Source organism: Pseudomonas sp. Root569, assembly GCF_001427465.1.
Taxonomy (GTDB): domain Bacteria; phylum Pseudomonadota; class Gammaproteobacteria; order Pseudomonadales; family Pseudomonadaceae; genus Aquipseudomonas; species Aquipseudomonas synxantha.
In genome coordinates this window covers 235,782-258,650 of the sequence record NZ_LMGQ01000028.1, presented here as the reverse complement: position 1 = coordinate 258,650, position 22,869 = coordinate 235,782, and the positions used below count along the sequence as shown (strand labels likewise).

At 59.6% G+C, this 22,869-nt stretch carries 21 protein-coding genes; 10 read left to right on the top strand and 11 right to left on the bottom strand.

Features of this window, described 5'->3' with window-relative positions:
• Positions 1-31: 31 nt before the first annotated feature.
• Positions 32-919: a LysR family transcriptional regulator gene (locus ASD70_RS26175; protein WP_046068205.1), complete on the top strand. Its 888-nt coding sequence runs from the start codon at positions 32-34 to the stop codon at positions 917-919.
• On the opposite strand, the gene ASD70_RS28730 is transcribed toward ASD70_RS26175, so the two are convergent.
• Genes ASD70_RS28730 through ASD70_RS26150 form a run of 5 tightly spaced genes read right to left on the bottom strand, consistent with a single transcriptional unit; the run spans position 910 to position 6,725 of the window.
• A complete protein-coding gene (locus tag ASD70_RS28730; protein ID WP_148666877.1) occupies positions 910-1,914 on the bottom strand; it encodes a fimbrial protein in 1,005 nt (334 codons plus the stop codon). The genes ASD70_RS26175 and ASD70_RS28730 overlap by 10 nt on opposite strands.
• 59 nt (positions 1,915-1,973) lie before the next feature.
• Positions 1,974-2,723 carry a fimbrial biogenesis chaperone gene (locus ASD70_RS26165; protein ID WP_056847832.1) on the bottom strand — a complete coding sequence of 250 codons (750 nt, stop codon included), beginning with the start codon at positions 2,721-2,723 and terminating at the stop codon, positions 1,974-1,976.
• Complete coding sequence (locus tag ASD70_RS26160; protein WP_056847831.1) at positions 2,723-5,344, bottom strand: fimbria/pilus outer membrane usher protein; 2,622 nt, start codon at positions 5,342-5,344, stop codon at positions 2,723-2,725. Before ASD70_RS26160 ends, ASD70_RS26165 begins: the two co-directional genes overlap by 1 nt.
• A gap of 2 nt (positions 5,345-5,346) precedes the next feature.
• Positions 5,347-6,120: a fimbrial biogenesis chaperone gene (locus tag ASD70_RS26155; protein WP_056847830.1), complete on the bottom strand. Its 774-nt coding sequence runs from the start codon at positions 6,118-6,120 to the stop codon at positions 5,347-5,349.
• 44 nt (positions 6,121-6,164) lie between these two features.
• Positions 6,165-6,725: a fimbrial protein gene (locus tag ASD70_RS26150; protein ID WP_056847829.1), complete on the bottom strand. Its 561-nt coding sequence runs from the start codon at positions 6,723-6,725 to the stop codon at positions 6,165-6,167.
• A 296-nt stretch (positions 6,726-7,021) separates the two neighbouring features.
• Here ASD70_RS26150 and ASD70_RS26145 point away from each other — a divergent pair, with 296 nt between their 5' ends.
• Both ASD70_RS26145 and ASD70_RS26140 read left to right on the top strand, forming a co-directional pair.
• Positions 7,022-8,563, top strand: coding sequence for an EAL domain-containing protein (locus ASD70_RS26145; RefSeq protein ID WP_056847828.1), 1,542 nt, complete (start codon positions 7,022-7,024; stop codon positions 8,561-8,563).
• A gap of 198 nt (positions 8,564-8,761) precedes the next feature.
• Positions 8,762-9,127, top strand: coding sequence for a histone-like nucleoid-structuring protein, MvaT/MvaU family (locus ASD70_RS26140; protein WP_046068211.1), 366 nt, complete (start codon positions 8,762-8,764; stop codon positions 9,125-9,127).
• Positions 9,128-9,239: 112 nt separating this feature from the next.
• On the opposite strand, the gene ASD70_RS26135 is transcribed toward ASD70_RS26140, so the two are convergent.
• Positions 9,240-9,776, bottom strand: a complete 537-nt coding sequence (locus ASD70_RS26135) for a DUF4946 domain-containing protein (RefSeq protein ID WP_046068212.1) — start codon at positions 9,774-9,776, stop codon at positions 9,240-9,242.
• Between the two features lie 176 nt (positions 9,777-9,952).
• On the opposite strand from ASD70_RS26135, the gene gloA reads away from it, so the two are divergent.
• Positions 9,953-10,474: a lactoylglutathione lyase gene (gloA, locus tag ASD70_RS26130; RefSeq protein ID WP_046068213.1), complete on the top strand. Its 522-nt coding sequence runs from the start codon at positions 9,953-9,955 to the stop codon at positions 10,472-10,474.
• A 64-nt stretch (positions 10,475-10,538) separates the two neighbouring features.
• Here gloA and ahpF read toward each other — a convergent pair whose 3' ends face one another.
• The 3 genes from ahpF to ASD70_RS26115 form a co-directional block, all read right to left on the bottom strand.
• Positions 10,539-12,104, bottom strand: coding sequence for an alkyl hydroperoxide reductase subunit F (gene ahpF / locus ASD70_RS26125; protein WP_056847827.1), 1,566 nt, complete (start codon positions 12,102-12,104; stop codon positions 10,539-10,541).
• Positions 12,105-12,234: 130 nt separating this feature from the next.
• Positions 12,235-12,798: an alkyl hydroperoxide reductase subunit C gene (gene ahpC, locus ASD70_RS26120; protein WP_003191303.1), complete on the bottom strand. Its 564-nt coding sequence runs from the start codon at positions 12,796-12,798 to the stop codon at positions 12,235-12,237.
• A 132-nt stretch (positions 12,799-12,930) separates the two neighbouring features.
• The gene (locus tag ASD70_RS26115) at positions 12,931-13,863 is read right to left on the bottom strand and encodes a site-specific integrase (RefSeq protein ID WP_056847826.1); all 933 of its coding nucleotides are present in this window, start codon (positions 13,861-13,863) and stop codon (positions 12,931-12,933) included.
• 168 nt (positions 13,864-14,031) lie between these two features.
• Between ASD70_RS26115 and ASD70_RS26110 the strand changes: the two genes are divergently transcribed.
• A complete protein-coding gene (locus ASD70_RS26110; RefSeq protein ID WP_056847825.1) occupies positions 14,032-15,039 on the top strand; it encodes a DNA-binding protein in 1,008 nt (335 codons plus the stop codon).
• Here ASD70_RS26110 and gorA read toward each other — a convergent pair whose 3' ends face one another.
• Together gorA and galU are read right to left on the bottom strand one after the other, a co-directional pair.
• Positions 15,040-16,398: a glutathione-disulfide reductase gene (gene gorA / locus ASD70_RS26105; RefSeq protein ID WP_056847824.1), complete on the bottom strand. Its 1,359-nt coding sequence runs from the start codon at positions 16,396-16,398 to the stop codon at positions 15,040-15,042. It abuts the gene before it with no gap.
• 105 nt (positions 16,399-16,503) lie between these two features.
• Positions 16,504-17,343 (bottom strand): UTP--glucose-1-phosphate uridylyltransferase GalU, encoded by an 840-nt coding sequence (gene galU / locus ASD70_RS26100; RefSeq protein WP_046068218.1) that lies wholly within the window; start codon positions 17,341-17,343, stop codon positions 16,504-16,506.
• Positions 17,344-17,652: 309 nt separating this feature from the next.
• On the opposite strand from galU, the gene ASD70_RS26095 reads away from it, so the two are divergent.
• The 5 genes from ASD70_RS26095 (at position 17,653) to ASD70_RS26075 (ending at position 22,851) form a co-directional block, all read left to right on the top strand.
• Positions 17,653-17,838, top strand: coding sequence for a hypothetical protein (locus ASD70_RS26095; RefSeq protein WP_046068219.1), 186 nt, complete (start codon positions 17,653-17,655; stop codon positions 17,836-17,838).
• 491 nt (positions 17,839-18,329) lie between these two features.
• Positions 18,330-18,851 (top strand): fimbrial protein, encoded by a 522-nt coding sequence (locus tag ASD70_RS26090; RefSeq protein ID WP_046068220.1) that lies wholly within the window; start codon positions 18,330-18,332, stop codon positions 18,849-18,851.
• 52 nt (positions 18,852-18,903) lie between these two features.
• A complete protein-coding gene (locus tag ASD70_RS26085; RefSeq protein ID WP_046072465.1) occupies positions 18,904-19,464 on the top strand; it encodes a fimbrial protein in 561 nt (186 codons plus the stop codon).
• Positions 19,465-19,483: 19 nt separating this feature from the next.
• The gene (locus tag ASD70_RS26080; RefSeq protein WP_148660741.1) at positions 19,484-22,093 is read left to right on the top strand and encodes an outer membrane usher protein; all 2,610 of its coding nucleotides are present in this window, start codon (positions 19,484-19,486) and stop codon (positions 22,091-22,093) included.
• Positions 22,090-22,851, top strand: a complete 762-nt coding sequence (locus ASD70_RS26075) for a fimbria/pilus periplasmic chaperone (RefSeq protein WP_046068221.1) — start codon at positions 22,090-22,092, stop codon at positions 22,849-22,851. The genes ASD70_RS26080 and ASD70_RS26075 overlap by 4 nt, the downstream gene beginning before the upstream one ends.
• Positions 22,852-22,869: the final 18 nt, after the last annotated feature.

The following is a 22,869-nucleotide window of genomic DNA, read 5'->3' as shown; positions in this document are numbered from 1 at the left end:
TGATTAGTCATCGTAAAATGAGGTATTACTCATGACCCTGACCCAGTTGGAAATCTTCTCCCTGGTCGCCGAACTGCGAGGTTTCACCAGCACGGCGCATCGGCTGGGCATCAGCCAGTCGGCGGTATCCCATGCGATCAAGGCTCTGGAGCAGGAACTGGGTGTGGAGTTGTTTCGCCGGCACCAGACCCTGGTGGAACTGAGCGATATCGGCGAGCAGTTGCTCGGGCGCGCACGGGGCATGTTGGGGCTGGCCAACACCTTGCAACAGGAAGCCGCCGATGCCCGCGGGATGAAGCGCGGCACATTGCGCATAGGTTCGTTCGGCCCCACCGCTTCGAACCGTTTGCTACCGACCATTCTCAGCCACTTCCGAAGGGACTATCCGGGTATCGAGGTACACGTAGACGAGGGGCCGGACCGGCAGGTCATCCAATGGCTGGACCAACGCCGGGTGGATGTGGGCTTCGTGGTATTGGAGCATGAACGCTTCGACACCGTTGCCCTGCTCGAAGACCAACTCGTGGCGCTGATACCGGTCGGCCATGCCTTGGCGGCAAGCGTGGCGGTACCCTTGCACGCGTTGTGCGATGACCCGTTCATCCTAACCGAGGCAGGCTCCGCAGAGCTGGTCACGCGTTTGTTCGGTGAAGCGCAGTTGCAGCCTAAAGTGCGGTATCGCTGCACCCAGTTGCTCAGCACTTTGGAGGCGGTCAGTCGCGGCGAGGGCCTGAGTATCGTGGCCCAGGGCTCACTGCCGGCCAATGCCGACCCGCGCTACATTGCCCGGTCCCTGTTGCCCAGCGTAACGCGGCGCATAGGCCTGGCGGTACTGGATCGACGCCAGGCCTCTCCCGCTACCCTGGCGTTTATCGCACTGGCGCAAACGCTGTACCCCGATCCAGGTATTCACCGGTAACTCAGGGTAAACGAGGCCAGGCCGTTGGCGGTTCCGGGCTTGATGGTCGACGCAGTTTTCACATAGCGGGAAGTCAGCGTAATTGTCAGGGTGCCGTTGGCAGTACTACCGACCTGCCATTGGTTCGGGTTACCCACGCCAGAGGAGTCGGGGCCATAGCTGATTAACTGGGCGCCATTGAGCAGTTGCAGGGCCACGCCACGGGCAGTCGAAGTGCGGGTCAGGGACAATTGGTCGCTGCGATTGCCGGGCTCCGTCTGGTCGGTCACCGTGATCCATACATCCAGGATGCCACCGTTACCGCCGCCGCAGTCCAGGGTGATGTTGCGACTGACGCTGCCGGCATGGCTGCCGATATCCTTGAAGTCTCGACTGGGTACCTGCCCCAGTGGCATCGATATCGACGGTGTGGATACGCGGCAAGTCGGTTTTTGCGGCGGCAATATCACCGTGTCGCCGAAGTTGATCGAGGCATGGCCGGGGCCTTCAATATTGACATTGCTCAGCACATACCTGCCGACTGTGCTTGCGCTGATCGGGCCCGACGCGATCGGGCCCGTCGCCACCAGATACACGCGCCCTTGCAGTGTCCAGGCCGTGGGCTTGTTGTGCTTGGTGTCCACCAACGTCGTGCCGGTGTGGGTAATCACGCGCAGAGGCTGGGACGGATCCCCGGCCATCATGGCGAACCCTACGCCGGGGTAAGGAGTGGCGTAGACCGGCATCGACAAGCCGTTGGCATTGAACGTCATGCCGGTCGCCGCAGCATTGACCACACTCAGGCTCGCCGACACTGGATGCGGCAATAACCAGTCGGTGTATCGACACTGCATCACAGCGCCATTGCTTGCGAAGTCATACCCGCCTGGATAGCCAATTGCCTCGCCCACTTTCAGGTCGCCTGGCAAGGTAATCGGCGGGAAGGAAAGCGTCACGGGCGCCTGGGGGACGCAGGCGCCTGCATTGAAATGGGCATGCGCGTCCATCGCGGACATGCAGGCCCCCAGGCACGCGCCGACCTGTAGAAGCCTGGTCGTAAACTGCCGGACGCTGTTCATATCGCCAAATCCTTACCGCGGCCTAAAGACAGAGAATGTTCGTGCGTCATGCCATGATCATCCAGCACGGTAAAACGCAGCAAGGCCGGCCCTTCCCCTGGCAGCGCCCGCCCCTTCAACGCGATGCTGACTACCGAATGTGGCGACAGCATGGGCGGGTCATCATTGCGGTACTCAACCCCACTGACGGTCAGCCGGACGCTGGACAGGCTCACATGAAAGGCACTGGGGTTACGCACCCGCAACACCGGGCCGTCACCTTTGCGCTGCCACTGCAGCAATTGAATCGCCTCCTGCGCCTGGCCCGACAAGCCGTCGGGGCGCAGAAACAGCTTGATCCGTGTGCGAAAGGCAAATTGCAGCTGGTTGCCGGTATCCACAGACGGACGGATCCCCAGCACATTCAGCCAGTACACCGATTCCTGGGGCGCGGCCAGGGCCTTGTTTTGGGTCGCGTGGTACATCACCCGCAATGCGCGGTGCTTGCCGGCATCCAGGCGCAGGATCGGCGGGGTCACCGTAAAGGGCACATCACTCGACTCAGGCGCGACCTGCGGGTCGCCCGCATCGATCCACACTTGGACCAATCGCGGGCCGTCGGCCTCATTGTGCAGGTTGACCGTTACCCCCGGGGCGCTGGCCGTGTAAATGATACGTGTGCGGTCAATGACGATTTCCCCATGGGCCAATACTGTCTGCACCGCCAGGGCCAGGCCAAGCACCGCGTTGAACAATCGATGAGTCATCAGCTGCGCTCCTCGTCCACATCGCCATGGTCGGCACATTGACTGACCAACTGGTCCGCGTTTTCCTGACGTTGCTCGGGCCTGCGCGGCGGCAAACGGTAATGGATGAAGCATTGGTCACCCGCCCCTGCATTCCAGCGCACCGTCAACCGTCCCTGGTCGGCAACCCCGCGCACAAAAGCCTTGCCAGCCTGGCCGATCACGCCGATTTCGACGCCGCGTTCGTCAAACACCTGGGCGGCAAATGGCAACGGCTTGCCATTCATATGAGTGGCCTTGATCACCACGGCTCGGCCACTGACGGTCTCGAACCTGACCAGTGAGACCGCCCCCAGCGTCGGCACCACGGCGTGACTCGACTCCTTGAGTTCCACATCCATGGGCATGCCCTCGGGATCGATATCTACTTCATTGCGCTGATAAGCCCTGAGGGCTGGCAGCACCGCATAGCCTTGCTTATCGATACGCGCCCCGCTGCTGCCCAGCCGGGCACCTTGTGCATCCGGCGCATACACCAGGGCCGAGGCTTCACCGAGGTTCTGCGCGAAGGTCAGGCCATGCCCGTGGGCAATCAGCCCGCCATCGGCGCTCATGGAAAGTTGTGAGCTGTCGCGGGCCTGGGCATAGCCGGCCCGCAGGCTCGCAGCGCGGCTGCGATAGCCGGCGTAGGCATTGAAGCTGGAGCCTTGCTGGTGGCCCGTGCCACGGCTGCCGGTCAGCCCGTAGCTGGCTTCACCGGCGTCACCCAGCAAACCATTGACCCCCACCTGATGCTGGCTGCCGCGCGAATCGCCAGCATCGTGCGACAAGCTGCTGCTCAGGGTCGGCGCACGCGTTCCTGCGCCCAATGGCATGGACAGTGTCAGCACCAGGTGATTATCCACGCGCCCGGCCTGCGCCGACCGGCCAAAAAAGATCTCGTCGCTGCGCTCGTGATCGTTCAACTGATGGGTTTCACTGACACGCGAGCGCTGCGCCGAGAGGTTCCAGTTGAGTGACTTCCAATTAGCTGCATAACTGAGGGTGAAGGAGGTCTGGCGCCCTTGGCGGCCTGCCCAGTAGTCGATGGAGCTGCCATAAAGGCTCAGCGAGCCTGCGCCCAACTGCTGGCTGATTGTCAGGTCGAGGCGGCTTTTCTGCCTGGCGTAACTGTTGATACTTCCGCCTTGGCGGGCCAGTTCCCGCACATTGAGCGCATCAGGCAGGTTCAGGTATCCGGCCGTGGAGAAACGATAGGCGCCCAACGCAAAGTGCGTTCCCGAGAACGGCAGGTTCTTGTTATAGGCCAGGCCCCAGCTTTGCCCGCCGACTACCCCTAGCCCCTGTACCTGGGTGCGCGAGTGGGTGCTGTCGAGGGAGAGCGCGCCAATCGGAGTACTCATCGCCAGGCCGGCCTTGGCCTGGCCGTAGCCTTGGGAAAACGTGCTGCCACCATAGGCGCTCAGACGATCGCCCAGGCCATGCTGCAGCGTACCCTGGAAGATCAGCGGGCTGGCGTCGCTGACACTGTATTGCTGCAACTGCCCCAAGGTCGCGCTGTAGTGGCTGGCACCGTCACGCAGCAGATAAGGCGCCACGGAGTAAGGCACCACGAAGCTGCTGCGCCGGCCGTCGACCTCGGTAACACTGACGTGCAGGTCGCCGCCGTACCCGGTGGGGTACAGGTCATCGATGACAAACGGCCCCGGGGCCACGGTGGTTTCGTAAAGGGTGTAGCCGTTCTGGCGCACTGTCACCGTTGCATTGCTGTCGGCAATGCCCCGCACCTGAGGCGCATAGCCTTGTTGCGACTGGGCAAGCATGCGGTCATCGGTGGCCAGGGTGATGCCGCGTACACGCACACCGTCGAGGATCTGACCACTGCTGAAGCTGTCGCCGACGGTCAGTTGTGAGCGCCACGCGGCAAGGGACCGCTGCAGGTAGGTGGCGGTGTGTTGATAAGGCGCCAGGCCACGACCGGATGCCCATGCCTGCCCACCCTGATGGCGTAACCGCCAGTCGCCCAGGTTGAGACCGCCGTTGAGGCCCAGGTAGCCACGATCCTCACCGGCGCCCGCTGTCGCCGTCGCGGCACTGAAGTTGTAGTTGAGCAGCGCGGCGTCAATGCCATTGTCCCACTCAGACGGGTCAATGTAGCCGCGCGCGGAACGGTTGATATAGACCTGGGGGATGCTGACGTCCAGGGTCAGGGTCTCGATATCGACGCGGCTGCTGGCCATGGGTATCCACTCGGCAAAATCCCGGCAGGCATGCTCGGTGTTATCCGCCAGCGCCTGCACAGAAACCCCCAGTTGGCCAAGCTCGGCAGCGTTCAAGCAAGGCTGGGCGTCGTCCTGCCCGGCAAGGGGGGCGAAGGTGATCTCGCGGCGTCCCATCGATTGCCCGTTGAGCATCACATCCACGCGATAGACACCAGGCGCCAACACGTTGCTGGTATTGAAGCGCGAGATATCTGCCGAAGAGGACAGGCCGCTGGCGAACGCCTCGATGTCAAACAACAGTGGCGCGGCCTCTGCCGACATCAATAAGGTACTGAGCAGGCCCAGCCATAGCAGCAACCTGGGGTTGGCAAACAGCCAGGCAGTGAAGCGGTGAATGGGTATTTGCAGTAAGGCATGCATGGTCAGAACTTCAGGGGAGCACGCTGCGGCGCGGAGAATGCGCCGTAATCATTGATGTATTTGAAATGCACCTGGGCGTCCGCGGGCAATGCCTTTACGACATCCCTGACGGGCAGCTTCAGGCTGCCACCGGGGGGCACCATGCCCTCTCCCGCCGGTAACAGGCGAGCACCCGGGCCCGAGCCCATGACCAAGGCAACTTCATTGAAGGTCACGTGATAAGCCGATGGGTTGTGCACTTCCAGTAGCGGTCCCTGGGTACTCCGGTGCAGGGTCCAGCGTAATTGGGTGGGCGCCTCGTCCGCCGAACCCGGCAATCGGGCCGGGCGGAAAAACACTTTGGTGCGGATACCAAAAGCGAACTGCAGGTGGTTCGAAGGGGCCGCTTGCGGGCTGCCCGGTGCCACGTTGACCTTGGGCGGTATCTCCAGGGCGTTGAGCCAAAACAACGATTCGCGGTCATCCGGCAGTGGGTCCTGGGTATAGACCAGTCGCACTACCTGGCTTTTGCCCGCGTCCATGCGAAACACTGGCGGCGAAAGACTGAAAGGCACCTCGCTGCCGGAGGGGTCTTGCGCCGGGTCGCCCTGGTCCAGCCACACTTGGACCAGGCGCGGCGCCCGCTGATCGTCATTGGTCAGGCGTAGCGTGACTTCTCGACGCTGCTGCGGATAGATGTGCCGCGTGCCGTCGATCACTACGCCGGCGTGAGCGACGGATAGCAACCCGACACTGATCAGCAGGGGGGTCATCAATAGCAATGTTCGGGCAAGCATTTGTCTGTCCTTGCCTGACGCACGGCCAGGCAACCGGGCCTCGATCAGGGGAACGTCACCGAATACAGCACTTGGGAGCTGACCGGGCCTGGCGTAGCGGTGCCCGTGGCGATGTATTGGGCGGCAAACGGCAGCGACACCTGGCCGCTTTCCGGGACTTTCGCGGGGCTGGAGTTCTGGCCCAGGCGCAGGTCCATAGGCCGGTGGGTGACGCCATCCACGAGTTGCACCTCAACGAAGGTGGCAGGCGCCGGCTTGGCGGGTGCCTGGTTGACCAGGTTACCGGTCGCCGGGTTGATCGCGGGGCTGCTGCTCTCATACATCACGGCGACGGTCGTATCCTTGGGGCAGGAACCGACATGGATGTAATAGGGTTTCGCCCCGGCAGTCTGGCCTGGCGCCTTGAGCGCACTGGCCTGGACCTTGCTGAGTGGTACCGAAAAGTCCGGGCTGGTGCCGGGGGCCGAGCCCGTGCCGCCGCTGATGCTGCAGGTGGTGCCGGTGATTTCACCGGTCAAGGTGATCTTGCCGTCTGCGGCAACAGCAGGCAGAGCGGCAACGCTGGTGACCGCCAGAAATACAACGGCCAATGCGATAGTTTTCATTACAAATACTTCCCAGTGAATGTCATTAAAAGTGTTGCAAGCCATGAATCGTCAATCGAAGGGCGAGACGTAACCGTCCCGCCAAAATCGGGCTGCGTGGCTATGAAAGAGGCTGTAGGGGTTAAGTGCTACTGAGTCTCTTACGTTTTGCAACGAAGTTTATGTTGCCAAGTTGAAGAGCCCGCCACAACTGACCGAACGGCTAGGTCAGTAGGCGTTAAACAAGTGAGCAGCCCCGTGCAATGCCATCTATCATCGGCAGAGACCACTCTCTTTTTTCACGATTAATTGCCCCTATGCCCCTGACCGCCAAAGGTCCAAGAAGCCGAGCTGCCCGCTATTTCATCAGCACCCTCTGCGGGCTGCTGCCCGTTCTGCTGGGGTTTGCAATTCTTTACTGGCAAGCCGAGCGCACGCTTGAGCAAAGCACGGCCCAAACCGCTCAAGAAGCGGTGCGCCAGTTCGACCTGATGCTCGACAATACCGCCCTCGCCGCCCAGGCTTTGTTGCCTTGGGCGGGTAAGCCATGTGACAGCGAGGCGCAACTGGCACTGCGCGAACAGGTGACGCGCCGGCCGTTTGTACGCGCCACCACCCTGTCCTGGCAGAAAAACATTTATTGCAGCTCGCTGTTCGGCGGCAACTCTCAGTCACCGGTCAACCCGGACGACTACGTGAATGGCCGGTTGTGGCTGATGAATGGCAACCCCGTCACGCCGGATACCGCGCTGTTGGTCTATCGCCTGGTGGAAGGCGACCAGGGCGCGTTCGCCTCGATTGACAGCTACCACCTCACCAACGCCTTACGCTTGATCAGCCGTTACGCCCACCTGGTTTTGCAAGTCGGCCCCCATTGGCTCGATGCCGACGGCAAGGTGCATGACCGCGCGGTACCGGAATTTGCCGTGGCCCATCATCATCTGGCGTCCGAGCGTTATGACTACAGCGTCGAGGCGGGTATGCCGGAGGGGGAAACCTGGCGTTATATGCAGGCCCGCTATCCGGCGTTGTTCAGCCTGGTGGTGTTCTTCGGTGTACTGGCCGGCATCCTTGCGCATTGGCTGCAAAAACGCTCGTCCGCCCCGACCCAGGAATTGCAGCGTGCATTGAGTGCCAACGAATTCATCCCGTATTTCCAGCCAGTGGTACGCGGAGACACGCGTCAATGGGCAGGCTGTGAAGTACTGATGCGCTGGAAACACCCGAAAGAGGGCCTGGTGCGGCCGGACCTGTTTATTCCCCTGGCCGAAGACTCGGGCCTGATCGTGCCGATGACCCGCGCCTTGCTGCGTCAGACCGCTGCGCAACTGGCGCCCCACGCCGCGCGTTTCAGCCCCGGCTTCCATATTGGCGTGAATATCACCGCGCGCCATTGCCAGGACCTGGCCCTGGTGGAGGATTGCCGGGAGTTCCTTGCCGCCTTCGCGCCTGGCCAGGTCAGCCTGGTGCTGGAGCTGACCGAGCGCAAGCTGATCGAGCCCACCGATATCACCCGCCAGCTGTTCGATGCACTGCACCTGCTGGGTGTACTGATCGCGATCGATGACTTTGGAACAGGCCATTCGAGCCTGGCTTACTTGCGCAACTTCAACGTCGATTACTTGAAGATTGACCAAAGCTTTGTCGCCATGATCGGTGCGGATGCGCTGTCAGGGCATATCCTGGACAGCATCATAGAACTGTCCGGCAAGCTGGACCTTGGCATTGTTGCCGAAGGCGTGGAAACAGCACAACAGTGTGAATACCTTGTCGCCCAAGGCGTGGACTTCTTGCAAGGTTATCTGTTCGGCCGACCGTTACCCTGTGATGAATTCATTAATTCGTTGGGCAACCCGTGAATACCCCTGCGCTACCGTTGATGAAAGATTGTTCTTTTGCTGGCAGACATGATTTACTCGAGATGAATTAACTACTACAATTTTTCCTACCTGTGCAGAACTCGCAGAGGGGGCTATTTCGTTGAGTTACCTTAACGTTCCTGGCTTATAGCTGTGTCTGCAGTTGATCTCAGCAACTACACTATTGGAGTACAGATTTTGTCCAGACTCGCCGAATTTCGCGCAGCAGAAAAAGCCCTTCAAGAGCAGCTTGCGCAGCTGGAATCCTTGAAGAACGACGCAGGCCTGAAGAAAGAAATCGAATTCGAAGAAAAGCTCAAGAAGCTGATGGACAGCTACGGTAAAAGCCTGCGCGACGTCATCGCCATTCTTGACCCAACCCCACGCAAAGCTGGCGCGTCAGTTGCCACTGCGCCTAAACAGCGGCGTGCACGGGTCGTCAAGGTTTACCACAACCCGCATACCGGCGAGTTGATCGAGACCAAAGGCGGCAACCACCGCGGCCTTAAAGCCTGGAAAGAAGAGTACGGCGCCGCCACTGTAGATTCCTGGCTTCGCGGCTGATCAACAGGCACTAAGAACAGAACCCCGCATCGCGGGGTTCTGTTGCTTTATAGGTTCGAAAGCGAACTTTCCCACCCTCCTATTTTGTTCAGATTCGCTCAACTTGGCCGGGTCATAATTTCAGGCTATTGCGTACCGAACTCACTTCATCCTTGCTCGCTTCATAGGCTTGCACCTGGCCTGCGTATGAAAAGACATAGGCTTTATCAATATCCACAGCACCGACTAAAGTTTGTGACAGAACGTGCCGGCCATTCTCGGTAATCACGCAAGTAGTTTCGAGCGCTTCAAGGCGACTCAATGTGCTGGGGTGCATCTTGCTGCACACGCTTTGATAACCGCTTCGGGCAAAATCCTTCTGGATGGATTTGCGCATCTCCAGCAATACGCCTGGAAGATTAACTTTATGTCCAGCTTCAATCGGTGTACCGGTCAACTCCATAACCATCAGCGTCGCGCCATTTTCATCATTCTTGATCGCACGCTGGCGCGACACTGCTTGAGGCTTGGCGGGTGTTTCGCCGTCAGGCACGACTTCCTCGACCTGCCAACCACTGGGCCAGTGAATCTCTGGGTCGGCGGCCAACACCCACGGACTGGACAGCAACCCACACACAGCGCTCAACAGCAGTCTACGAAACTCGATCATTGCAAAAGACACCCAAAGTTCAAGCAGCAAAGTTTGCGGCCCAGCCGGTGCGGGTCGCAAGGGCTGCCTGTGCTTTTTCATTTGGCGCAGCGGGCAGGCCTTGCGTATCATGGTCCGGCTGCACGGAGGCTGCCGCAAGCCAAGGGACCGCTTTGCCCCATTTTTCTGGAGGGCCCATGAGCCTGCACGAACTGAATACTTTCCCGGGCGTCACCGCCCAGCCTGATACCGCGACGACGAACTTCGTGTTCAACCACACCATGCTGCGGGTCAAGGACATTACCCAGTCACTGGATTTCTACACCCGTGTCCTGGGGTTCTCACTGGTTGAAAAGCGCGACTTCCCGGAAGCCGAGTTCAGCCTGTACTTCCTGGCCTTGGTGGACAAGGCCCAGATCCCGGCCGACGCCGCCGAGCGCACCCAGTGGATGAAGTCGATCCCGGGCATCCTGGAACTGACCCACAACCATGGCACTGAAAACGATGCCGACTTTGCCTACCATAACGGCAACACTGACCCTCGCGGCTTTGGCCATATCTGCATCTCGGTGCCGGATATTGTCGCGGCATGCGAGCGTTTTGAAGCACTGGGCTGCGACTTCCAGAAGCGCCTGACAGATGGCCGCATGAAGAGCCTCGCCTTCATCAAGGACCCGGATGGCTACTGGGTCGAGATTATCCAGCCAGCGCCGATGTAATCCTCGCACGACAGAAAACAAAAAGCCCCACGAGCAATCATGGGGCTTTTTTTCAAGGGCTCGGTTATGCCGGAGCTGACGTACGAATCAAGTGATCAAAGGCGCTCAACGAAGCCTTGGCCCCCTCACCCACCGCGATCACAATCTGCTTGTAAGGCACGGTAGTGACGTCACCGGCGGCAAACACGCCTGGCAATGAGGTCTCGCCACGGGCATCGACGATGATCTCGCCGCGCGGAGTCAGCTCTACAGTGCCCTTGAGCCAATCGGTGTTGGGCAGCAAGCCGATCTGAACAAAGATACCTTCCAGGTCGATGGTCTTGAACTCGCCGCTGTCGCGATCCTTGTAGGCAAGACCGGTGACTTTCTGGCCGTCGCCCTTGACTTCACTGGTCAGCGCGCTGGTAATCACATCCACGTTCGGCAGACTATAGAGCTTGCGTTGCAAGACCGCATCAGCGCGCAACTTGCTGTCGAACTCGAGCAGCGTGACATGGCTGACGATCCCGGCCAGGTCAATGGCAGCCTCAACACCGGAGTTACCGCCGCCGATCACCGCCACGCGCTTGCCCTTGAACAATGGGCCGTCGCAGTGCGGGCAGAAGCAAACGCCCTTGGCCTTGTATTCCTGCTCGCCCGGAACGCCCATCTCTCTCCAGCGGGCGCCAGTGGCCAGGATCACGGTCTTGGACTTGAGGGTCGCGCCGCTTTCGAAGCGAATTTCGTGCAACTCACCAGGATTTTTCGCCGGCACCAGGCTACTGGCACGTTGCAGATTCATGATGTCCACGTCGTACTGGCGCACATGCGCTTCCAACGCACTGGCCAGCTTCGGCCCTTCGGTTTCCTGTACCGAGATAAAGTTCTCGATCGACATGGTATCCAGTACCTGGCCACCAAAACGTTCGGCGGCAACTCCAGTACGAATGCCTTTGCGCGCCGCATAGATGGCTGCCGAAGAACCGGCCGGGCCACCGCCGACGACGAGGACGTCAAAGGCGTCTTTGGCGCTGATCTTTTCCGCGGCTTTTTCGATACCGCTGGTGTCGAGCTTGGCAAGGATTTCTTCCAGGCCCATACGGCCCTGGCCGAAGTTGACCCCGTTCAAGTAGACACTCGGCACCGCCATGATCTGGCGCTCGTCGACCTCGGCCTGGAACAGCGCACCGTCGATGGCGACGTGGCGGATGTTCGGGTTCAGCACGGCCATCAGGTTCAAGGCCTGTACCACGTCCGGGCAGTTCTGGCACGACAGCGAGAAGTAAGTCTCGAAGCTGAACTCGCCTTTGAGGGCACAAATCTGTTCAATTACCTCGACACTGGCCTTCGACGGGTGGCCACCGACTTGCAGCAGGGCCAGCACCAACGAAGTGAATTCATGACCCATGGGGATGCCGGCGAAGCGCAGGCTGATATCGGCACCCGGGCGGTTGATGGAGAACGACGGCCTGCGCGCATCATCGCCATCGGTTTTCAGGGTAATCAGCGTGGTGAGGCTGATGACGTCCTGTAAAAGAGCAAGCATTTCCTGGGATTTCGCGCCGTCGTCGAGGGAGGCGACGATCTCGATCGGCTGGGTGACCCGTTCCAGGTATGACTTCAACTGAGCTTTAAGATTGGCGTCCAACATACGGGCGATTTCCTGTTCATTCGGTTTATTGCAGACAAAAAAACGCCCGAGCGAATCTCGCCCGGGCGTTTTGAGGGCGGATGCAGCTTACTTAAGTGCGGATTCCCGCCCTTGATACGTCTTCACAGACTTAGATCTTACCGACCAGGTCCAGGGACGGAGCCAGAGTGGCCTCGCCTTCTTTCCACTTGGCTGGGCAGACTTCGCCTGGGTGGGCAGCGACGTATTGAGCAGCCTTGATCTTGCGCAGCAGCTCGGAAGCGTCACGGCCAACACCGCCGTCGTTCAGTTCAACAATCTTGATCTGACCTTCTGGGTTGATCACGAAAGTACCGCGGTCTGCCAGGCCGGCTTCTTCGATCAGTACGTCGAAGTTGCGCGAGATGGTCAGGGTTGGGTCGCCGATCATGGTGTACTGGATCTTGCCGATGGCTGGCGAAGTGTTATGCCAGGCAGCGTGGGCAAAGTGGGTGTCGGTGGAAACGCTGTAGATCTCGACGCCCAGTTTCTGGAATTCGGCGTAGTTGTCAGCCAGGTCTTCCAGTTCGGTTGGGCAGACGAAGGTGAAGTCGGCTGGGTAGAAGAACACCACCGACCACTTGCCCTTCAGATCAGCGTCGGTCACATCGACGAAGCTGCCGTTTTTGAAAGCGGTGGCTTTAAACGGTTTTACTTGGCTGTTGATGATAGGCATCGTTGACTCTCCGTCAGGGGTTAGTAAGTTGATGAAGTGAATCCTACCGGCTCTCTCGGTCGATGGCTCATTGGCAAACCTGATGTTGGCGATTGGCTTTCTCTATCAGGCAACAGTATTAATAGAAGAATCTTACAACAGCGGTTGAGTAGCCAGGGTCATACCAAGAAACGGCGTCGCTTCAACATAGCGCATGGCGGATTTCATGTCGCTCCAACCGACGTAACTCATCAGTGACTTCAAATCCCAGCCACTGCGATGCGCCCAGGTAGCGAAGCCTCGGCGCAGGGAATGACTGGTGTATTGCTCAGCCGCAATGCCTGCGCGTTCAAGGGCCTGGCGCAATAAGGGGATCACACTGTTGGGGTGCAAGCCCTCCTCGCCCAGATTGCCCCAGCGGTCAATGCCGCGAAAGACCGGGCCGCGCACGAGGGCCGAGACGCTGAGCCACTCGCTGTAGGCCTGCACTGGGCACAGGCGCAGCAGCGCTGGGGTCTGGTAAGTCTTGCCGAGATTGTCCCGGTCGCTTTTGCTGCGCGGCAGGTAGAGGCTGATGCCGGCACCCGGCACTGCCTGGACATGCTCGATACTCAACCGACACAGTTCATCACTGCGAAAACCGCGCCAGAAGCCCAGCAGGATCAGCGCGGTGTCGCGCTTGGCGCGTAGCAATCGAGGGATGTCCTGATCAGCAGCGGCCTGCCTCGCCTCACTTTCCAGGGACGCGACTACCTGCTCCAGGTGCTTGAGCTGCAAGGGCTCGGCCTGTCTTTCTCGCGCCGGGTGCACCGCACGGATCCCCTTGAGCACCTTGCGCACCACCGGCGCCTTGGTCGGGTCTGCAAAGCCTTGGCTGAGATGCCACTGCGACAAAGCCGAGAGCCGCAGCTTCAAGGTGTTCACTGCCAACACTCCGGCATGCGCTACCAGGTAACGCGCCACGCTGTCGCTGGTGGCGGGCAGGAACCCGCCCCATGTCACTTCGAAATGCTCGATGGCAGCCCGATAGCTGCGGCGCGTGTTGTCGCGGGTGGCGGCGTTGAGATATCGGTCCAGGTCGCTCATGGGCGTCTTTCGTACTGTTGGCGGGTGGAGTGGCAATGAAAACTGCCGTGACACGGGATAATACGCCAACATCCCGCCTGTTAAATCATGAATTTCTACGATTTTTTAGACATGCTATAGTACGTATATACATAATACGTACCACATTATCAAATCGACGGAGACCCCATGGCTCGCGGCGGCATAAACAAAGCAGTAGTTCAGACGGCACGCCTGGCAATCCTTGCCCGAGGCGAAAACCCCAGCATCGATGCCGTACGCATCGAGATGGGCAATACCGGCTCGAAAACCACTATTCATCGCTATTTGAAGGAGTTGGACGAGAGCGAGACCCGCCAGGCGATCACCCAGGCGCCGATTGACGACGAGCTGGGCGAACTGGTCGCGCGCCTGGCCCAACGCCTGAAAGAGAAAGCTCAAGAGCCGATTGACCTGGCCCTGGCCCAATTCGAACAACAGAAAGCCGCCCTGCTCACCCAGGTTGAAACCCTGGAAGAGGCGCATGCCCAGCTTAAGCAGCAATTTGATATCCAGGCCGCGGCCCTGACGGAAGAAAGCGCCGCCCTGCAAACCGCCAGCACCAGCCTGCAGGCCGAACAGACCCGCAACGCCGGGCTGAGCCAGGCGTGCAGCGATTACGAGCTGAGGATCAGCGACAAGGACGAGCAGATTCGCTCACTGGAAGAAAAGCACCTGCATGCCCGGGATGCGCTTGAGCATTACCGCAATGCAATCAAGGAACAGCGTGAACAGGAGCAGCGCCGCCATGAAGGCCAGTTGCAACAGATCCAGGCCGAGCTGCGCCAGGCCCAGCAAAACGCACTGGTGCGCCAGGATGAAATCACCCAGCTGCATCGGGACAATGAACGCCTGCTGATTGAGCAGCGTGTGACGGTCAAGGAACTCAATACGCTGCAAGAGCAGGTCCGCAAGGATCAAGCCGCACAACTCAAACTGAACGAGCAGCTCAGCCGGATCGACAGCGAGCGCACCCTGCTCCAGGAACGCTTGCGTGTTGCCATGCAGGACAGCCAGTCGCGCCATGAGGCGCTGCTTGAGCACCAACGGCACAACAAGGCGCTGGAACTGGCCCTGATCAAGGCCCAGGCGATTATCGACGCGCTGCGCCTGGCGGCCGTCGTTGCGACGGCGCCAGAGGCAACGGAGCCAACCTGATCAGTCGGCCACAGGCGTGCGCATGGTGACGAATTCTTCCGCCGCCGTAGGGTGCACGCCGATGGTCTCGTCGAAATGCTGCTTGGTCGCGCCCGCCTTGAGCGCGATCGCCAGGCCTTGCACGATCTCACCAGCATCCGGGCCAACCATGTGGCAACCCAGCACTTTGTCGGTGTCGGCGTCGACCACCAGCTTCATCAGGGTCTTTTCCTGACAGTCCGTGAGGGTCAGCTTCATCGGCCGGAACCGGCTTTCGAAAATCTGCACCTTGTGGCCTTTGGCACGCGCATCCTCTTCGCTCAGGCCTACGGTGCCGATCGTCGGCTGGCTGAACACCGCCGTTGCGATATTGGCGTAATCCACCGCACGGTATTGCTCGGGCTTGAACAAGCGCCGAGCCACGGCCATGCCCTCGGCCAATGCCACGGGCGTCAGTTGCACACGACCAATGACATCGCCAATGGCCAGGATCGACGGCTCGGCAGTCTGGTACAGCTCATCCACGGCGACAAAACCACGCTCATCCAACTTGACCCCGGTATTTTCCAGGCCCAGGTTGTCCAGCATCGGGCGGCGACCGGTGGCATAGAACACGCAATCGGCCTCCAGCACACGCCCATCCTTCAGAGTGGCCTTGAGGCTGCCATCGGCTTGCTTGTCGATGCGCTCGACGTCGGTATTGAATTGCAGGTCCAGGCCGCGCTTGGTCAGCTCTTCCTGCAAGTGCTTGCGCACCGAGCCATCAAAGCCGCGCAGGAACAGGTCGCCGCGGTACAGCAATGACGTCTGCGCGCCCAAGCCGTGGAAAATGCCAGCGAACTCAACCGCAATGTAACCACCGCCCACCACCAGCACACGCTTAGGCAGCTCTTTGAGGAAGAACGCCTCATTGGAACCAATGGCGTGTTCGCGCCCTGGAATCTCCGGGATCTGCGGCCAGCCACCGGTGGCGATCAGGATATGCTTGGCGGTAAACCGCTCGCCATTGATCTCCACCTGATGGGCATCAACCAGGCGTGCATGCCCTTCATGCAAGGTCACGCCACTGTTGACCAGCAGGTTGCGATAAATGCCGTTGAGGCGATTGATCTCGCGATCCTTGTTGGCGATCAGAGTGGCCCAATCAAAGTTCGCCTCGCCCAGCGACCAGCCGAAACCGCTGGCCTGTTCGAAGTCTTCGGCAAAATGCGCACCGTACACCAAGAGCTTTTTCGGCACGCAGCCGACATTCACGCAAGTACCACCCAGGTAGCGGCTTTCAGCCACGGCCACCTTGGCGCCAAAGCCCGCGGCAAAGCGCGCCGCGCGAACACCGCCGGAACCGGCGCCAATTACATACAGGTCAAAATCGTAGGCCATTTCATTCTCCTCGGCAGGACGCCAGCATACCGACTTAAATGGGGCCGAAAAACGAAAAAGCCACCCGAAGGTGGCTTTCTGTTGAAACAGACGGGTAAGCGTGAATCAGTAAGCCTTGCCAGTCTTGTAGAAGTGCTCGAAGCAGAAGTTGGTCGCTTCGATGTAACCTTCAGCACCGCCGCAGTCAAAACGTTGGCCTTTGAACTTGTAGGCAATCACGCAGCCATCTTTGGCCTGCTTCATCAGCGCGTCGGTGATCTGGATCTCGCCGCCCTTGCCTGGCTCGGTTTCTTCGATCAGCTTGAAGATATCCGGGGTCAGGATGTAGCGACCGATGATTGCCAGATTCGACGGCGCGTCTTCCGGTGCTGGCTTCTCGACCATGTCGCGCACGCGAATCAGGCCATCACCAATATCGTCACCGGCGATAACGCCGTACTTGTTGGTCTGCGATGGATCAACTTCCATCACCGCAACGATGGTGCAGCGATACTTCTGGTAGAGCTTGACCATCTGGGTCAGCACGCCATCGCCGTCCAGGTTCACACACAGGTCATCGGCAAGCACGACTGCGAACGGCTCGTCGCCGATCAGCGGGCGACCGGTGAGGATGGCGTGGCCAAGGCCTTTCATCTGGGTCTGGCGGGTGTAGGAGAACGAGCACTCGTCAAGCAACTTACGAATACCGACCAGGTATTTTTCCTTGTCGGTGCCCTTGATCTGGTTTTCCAACTCGTAGCTGATGTCGAAGTGGTCTTCCAGGGCGCGCTTACCACGACCGGTCACGATGGAGATTTCGTTCAAGCCGGCATCCAGGGCCTCTTCGACGCCGTACTGGATCAGTGGCTTGTTCACCACCGGCAGCATCTCTTTGGGCATGGCCTTGGTCGCTGGCAAGAAGCGAGTGCCGTAACCGGCTGCTGGGAACAAGCATTTCTTGATCATATGAGTCCTTACAAAGGGCTGTGCGTACGGAATTCGGCGCAGTCTAATCAGGCCGCAGTCACCTTACAATGGGGGCTGCTGGCGTTGCGATGTCATCATAGAGAAAAAATGTCGGCGTAAGTTCCGCTGATCTTACAAAGGGCTTCACCAATGGCCAGGCAAAAAACGCCCGTCCCCTTTATTTAAAAGGCTGCCAACCGTTTTAGCACGCTTTCAGCCGCCGGGCACTGACCTGCAACATCTTGCCCGCCCCCAGGGTATTTGGCGCTATCATGGGCAGCTTGAACCCGACCACGAGATTGCCAATAGATGTCAGAACCAAAAGGTGTAAACGGCTACCTGATCACAGAGCGAGCGGACGGCTGGCACTTGATCAATTTCCACGGCGACAGCGTTGCCGGGACATTTGCCACCGAAAGCCAGGCGATTGCGGTCGCCGAAGTGTTTGTGGATGAAGCGGGCCATGCATCGAGCAAAAGGCCGAAAGGCAAGTAAACCTCTCCTGCAGCACAAGAAGCCCCGGTTAACGGGGCTTTTTTGTGCGCGTCGATCCTGGTAGTGCATTGAAACCATCTCTAAGTTGCTCACCTCGCCTGGACGCTGTTATTTTTCAGGCGTTGTAATCCCCTTCTTACAGTCTCGTATCTAACTAAAACATTCTCATTAAGTCGCATGTAGTCCATCTCTTACAGCTTAAATTTAAGTTTTGGCATATTGCCATAATCCTCCTATAGCACGTGATACCGCGCAGCTACACGACTTAGCGAATCAGGCGACTTACTTACACAGGGCGAGCGTGGACAATCACCTCGCCTCAAATGTGACGCGAAATTGCAATGCAAGTAGTTGGAAAAACACTTTCTTGACTACAACTCGGCAGACGCTTGATCGGGTTTTCCGCGAGCCACTTTTGAAGCGAAGAAGTAAGTCCCGCACACACCGTGGCGAGGCTCAATCAATGACATCTTTTATGTAGGCATCTGCAAATGAAAACTAAATTTAAAACTGCGCTGTTGACCATCGGGTTGTTCGCGGGTTCGATCTCCGCTGCCCATGCGGCGGATGGAACAGTTACTTTTTTGGGATCGGTCCACTCGGGTGCCTGCTCAATCAAGCCTGAATCCATCGATCAGACCGTCAATCTTGGCGCTATCGCAAAGCATCAACTGCAGGCAGGCGGCAAGTCTGAGGCCCGCAGCGTGAAAATCGAACTGGAAGGCTGCGACCTGACCGATCTCACCGATAACACTGTGACCACCACGTTCACCGCCGCTCCCTCCAGCGATGTGCCGGGCGCGATCGGCACCGTTGGTGGCGCTGGTCGCATCGGCATCATGATGACCCATGGCGGCAGGCCCGTTGAGCTGGGTGTCGCCACCACCCCGCAAGCGATTTCCACGGGCGATAACACCCTGGAATTCGGTGCCTACGTTCAAGGCGCCGCTACCGGCGACATCGTCCCCGGTGATTTCAGCGCAGTCACCAACTTCACCCTGGCTTATCAGTAAGGCTTTCCCCCCGCCATCGATGGGKGGCGGGGGGAACTGGTGGGAGATAACGGTGAAAAGATTCTTAAGTCTCGCAGTCACCTCCACATTGACGATGTGCATCAGCCCCTGGGTGTTTGCCCAGGAACCGTCGCAAGGCGAAGGCGTCGTCACCCTAGGTGGAGAGATCGTCGACTCTGCGTGCGGGCTGGAACTGACCAGTGCCGACCAGTCCATCGAGATGACGCCCGAGCCCATAGGCAGGCTGCTGCGCAATGCGCTGGGGGAGCCGCACCCGTTTGAGTTGCGTCTGGTCAATTGCACCCTGACGCGCCCGGACCCTTCGCGCCCCGGCGCCACCTTGCCTGACTGGGAGCATCTGCGGGTGACGTTTGACGGCCCTCGCGACAGGGACGGCCGCTCCTTTGCTGCCTTCGGTGACTCACAGGGAGTGGCCTTCCATATCTGGGATTCGGCTGGACAGGAGAGCGTGCCAGGCGAGCCGATGGCTCCGCACCCCCTGGCCGAGGGTGACATCACACTTCACTACACGCTCCGCCTGGTCGGCAACGGGCTGCCACTGGCGCCAGGTGCTCACCGTGTCGCGGTGCGGTTCAAGTTGGAATACTTTTGAACATTGATGGGTTGCTTTCATGCTGAATGCGTCGAAGATCAAAAATACACTTCGCCCCGGGCTGGTTGGCGGGCTGATGTCACTGGCAGGCACTGCCTTGGGTGCCGGCGATATCGAATTCAATACCGACGTTCTTGATCTGAATGATCGCAGCAATATTGATTTGTCCCGGTTTGCGCGAGGCGGTTTCATTCTGCCCGGCACCTACACAATGTTCGTGCAGATCAATGGCCAACCAATTTCCGAGCAAGCGGTGGCGTTCTACCCCCCCGAAGATGATCCCAAGGGAAGCCAGGCTTGCGTGTCCCCCACACTGGTGGAACAGCTGGGCCTGAAGGCATCCGATGCCGCCAGGCTCACCGCGTGGAAAGACGGCGAATGCCTGGACCTCCAAGGCCTGCCGGGGGCGCAGGTCAGTGCGGACCTGGCGACCTCCACGCTGGACATCAACCTGCCCCATGCCTATCTCGAGTACAGCGCACTTAACTGGGATCCACCCGCGCGCTGGGATGAGGGAGTGCCGGGGTTGCTGGTTGACTACAACCTGACGGCGCAGTCCAACGCCCAGAAAAACGAGCGCACGCGCAATCACCTCAGCGGTAACGGCACACTGGGGGCCAATGCCGGGGCCTGGCGCCTGCGCGCCGATTGGCAGGGGCGTGTCGACAGCGCAAGGGATCGGTCCGCCGGCGAACAGAAGCTGGAATGGAGCCGCTACTACGCCTACCGCGCCATTCCGTCATTGAAGGCGCGACTGGTGGTTGGCGAAAACTACCTGTATTCGGACCTGTTCGACAGCTTCCGCTTTACCGGTGCCGCGTTGAATTCGGACGAAAGCCAACTGCCACCGAACTTGCGCGGCTATGCGCCGGAAGTTGTCGGGGTGGCCAAGACCAATGCCAGGGTGGTTGTCAGCCAGCAAGGGCGTGTGCTGTATGAAACCCTGGTGGCTGCCGGCCCCTTTCGCATCCAGGACCTCAATGATGCGGTGACCGGGACGCTGGATGTGCGCGTGGAAGAGCAGGATGGTTCAGTACAGACCTTCAAGCTCAACACCGCAGGTGTTCCCTACCTGACGCGCCCTGGGCAAGTTCGATACAAGCTGGCGACTGGGCGGCCTTCTGATCTTCAGTATGGAGCCGACGGTAACTTCTTCGGTACCGGGGAGTTCTCCTGGGGTATCAGCAATGGCTGGTCGTTGTTCGGTGGCGCCATCACCGATAACAACTACCGTGCGGCCACTGTCGGTGCGGGTCGTGACCTGCTGGTGCTGGGCGCGTTATCCCTGGACGTCACCCAGTCCCACGCAAACGTGTGGAATCAAACACTCTCGGGTAAGTCCTATCGCCTGCAATATTCGAAGAACTTTGAACAATATGACAGCCAAGTAACCTTTGCCGGTTATCGCTTTTCCGATAAGAACTTCCTGAGCATGAGTGAATACCTGGATGCGCGTCACTACGGCATGAACGGCGAACTCGCAGGACGCGGCAAGTACGATGAGTTCGGTCAATACGCCGGCGAATTCAAACCGATTGGCGGCAGCAAGGCGCTGTATACGGCGACCGTCAACAAGCAGTTTCGTGACCTGGGCGCCACAGTGTACGCCAGCTATAACAAACAAACTTACTGGTCGCGGCCAGCCAGCCAGCGCTGGAACTTGTCAGTGTCTCGTTACTTCAATGTCGGCACTGTCAAGAACATGAGCCTGTCCCTCAACGTTTATCGCTCTCAGGACTACAACTATAAGGATAACGGCATGGCACTGACCGTCAGCCTGCCGCTGGGACGCAGTGGCACCCTGTCGCTGGATGCCAACCGGGCCGCAGGCAAGAATGGCTTTTCAACGCGCTACAGCGATCGCCTGGATGAGCGCAACAGTTACCAGCTCAGTGCCAGCGACAATTCCGCCAGTGGTTACCTGAGCCACACCGGTGAGCAGGCTGACCTGACACTCGCTGCCAGTCGCCAGCAAGGCAACACCAGCCTGAGCATGTCGGCTCGCGGCGGCGGTACGCTCACGCGCCACGGCGCAGCACTGCATCGCACCGGCAGCATGGGCGGCACGCGCTTAATGGTCGATACCAGCAGTGTAGCCGATGTGCCAGTGCGCGGTTACGGCACGCCGACGCGCAGCAATGCCTTTGGCAAAGCAGTAATTGCCGATCTGAGCAGCTACCAGCGTACGGCGGCCAGCGTGGATCTGGAGCGTCTGCCGAAGAACGTCGAGGCCACCCAATCAGTCACGCAGGTGACCCTCACCGAAGGCGCCATCGGCTACCGGTCCCTGGAAGTGATTTCCGGTGAGAAAGCCATGGCTGTGCTGCGCCTATCAGACGGCAGTGCGCCGCCCTTCGGCGCGCAGGTCAAGAACGCCAAGCAGCAAGACACCGGCATTGTGAATGATGGCGGCAGCGTCTACCTGAGCGGTATCCAGGCCGGCGAGCAGATGTTCGTCAGCTGGGGCGAACGCTCACGCTGCGTCCTCACGCTGCCGCAGGCCTTGCCGGCTGATGGCCTGTCCCATGCCCTGCAACTGGACTGCCGGATGGTAGCCACAGAACAAACCTTGTCCGCGCCGGCAGAGCTGTCCGGCAAGCCCACCGCCACGGAGCACACATCCTCATGAGCCTTAACACCCGCCTTACCCTTTCGTCCCTCGCATTGCTTGCCATCGGCATGTGCCAAGGCGCCAATGCTGCTATCGCGCTGGACCGTACCCGCGTGATCTTCGATGGCGGCAAGGACGCCACCAGCGTGAACATCACCAACAACAACACCCAGTTGCCGTACCTGGCCCAGGGCTGGATTGAAGATGAACAAGGCCAGAAAATCACCGCGCCGCTGATCGTGCTGCCACCGGTGCAGCGCGTGGAGCCTGGAAAACAGAGCCAGGTGAAAGTCCAGGCGCTGCCCGCGGCCAAATCCTTGCCCCAGGATCGAGAGACGGTCTACTACTTCAACCTGCGGGAAATTCCGCCACGCAGCGATAAAGCCAACACCCTGCAAATCGCGCTGCAGACCCGCATCAAGTTGTTCTACCGACCGCAAGCCATCACCCCGAGCCAGCAAGACCTGGCCAACCCTTGGCAGGAAAAACTGACCCTTTCCCGGCAGGGCGAACATTACCAGGTGAACAACCCGACGCCGTACTTCGTGACCCTGGTGGATGCGCGCAGCACCAAGGATGGCAAGACCGTGCCCGGTTTCGAGCCGCTGATGGTGCCCCCCAAAGGCTCGCTGGCCCTGGGCCCGACGGCCAAGGCACTCGGCACCGCCCCTTACCTGGCCTACGTGAATGACTACGGCGGACGTCCGCTGCTGGCGTTCACCTGCAGCGGCGAGACTTGCAAGGTGAACCCGCAAGCAGCCCCGCTCACACAGTAACGCCCGCCGGAGTCAGTG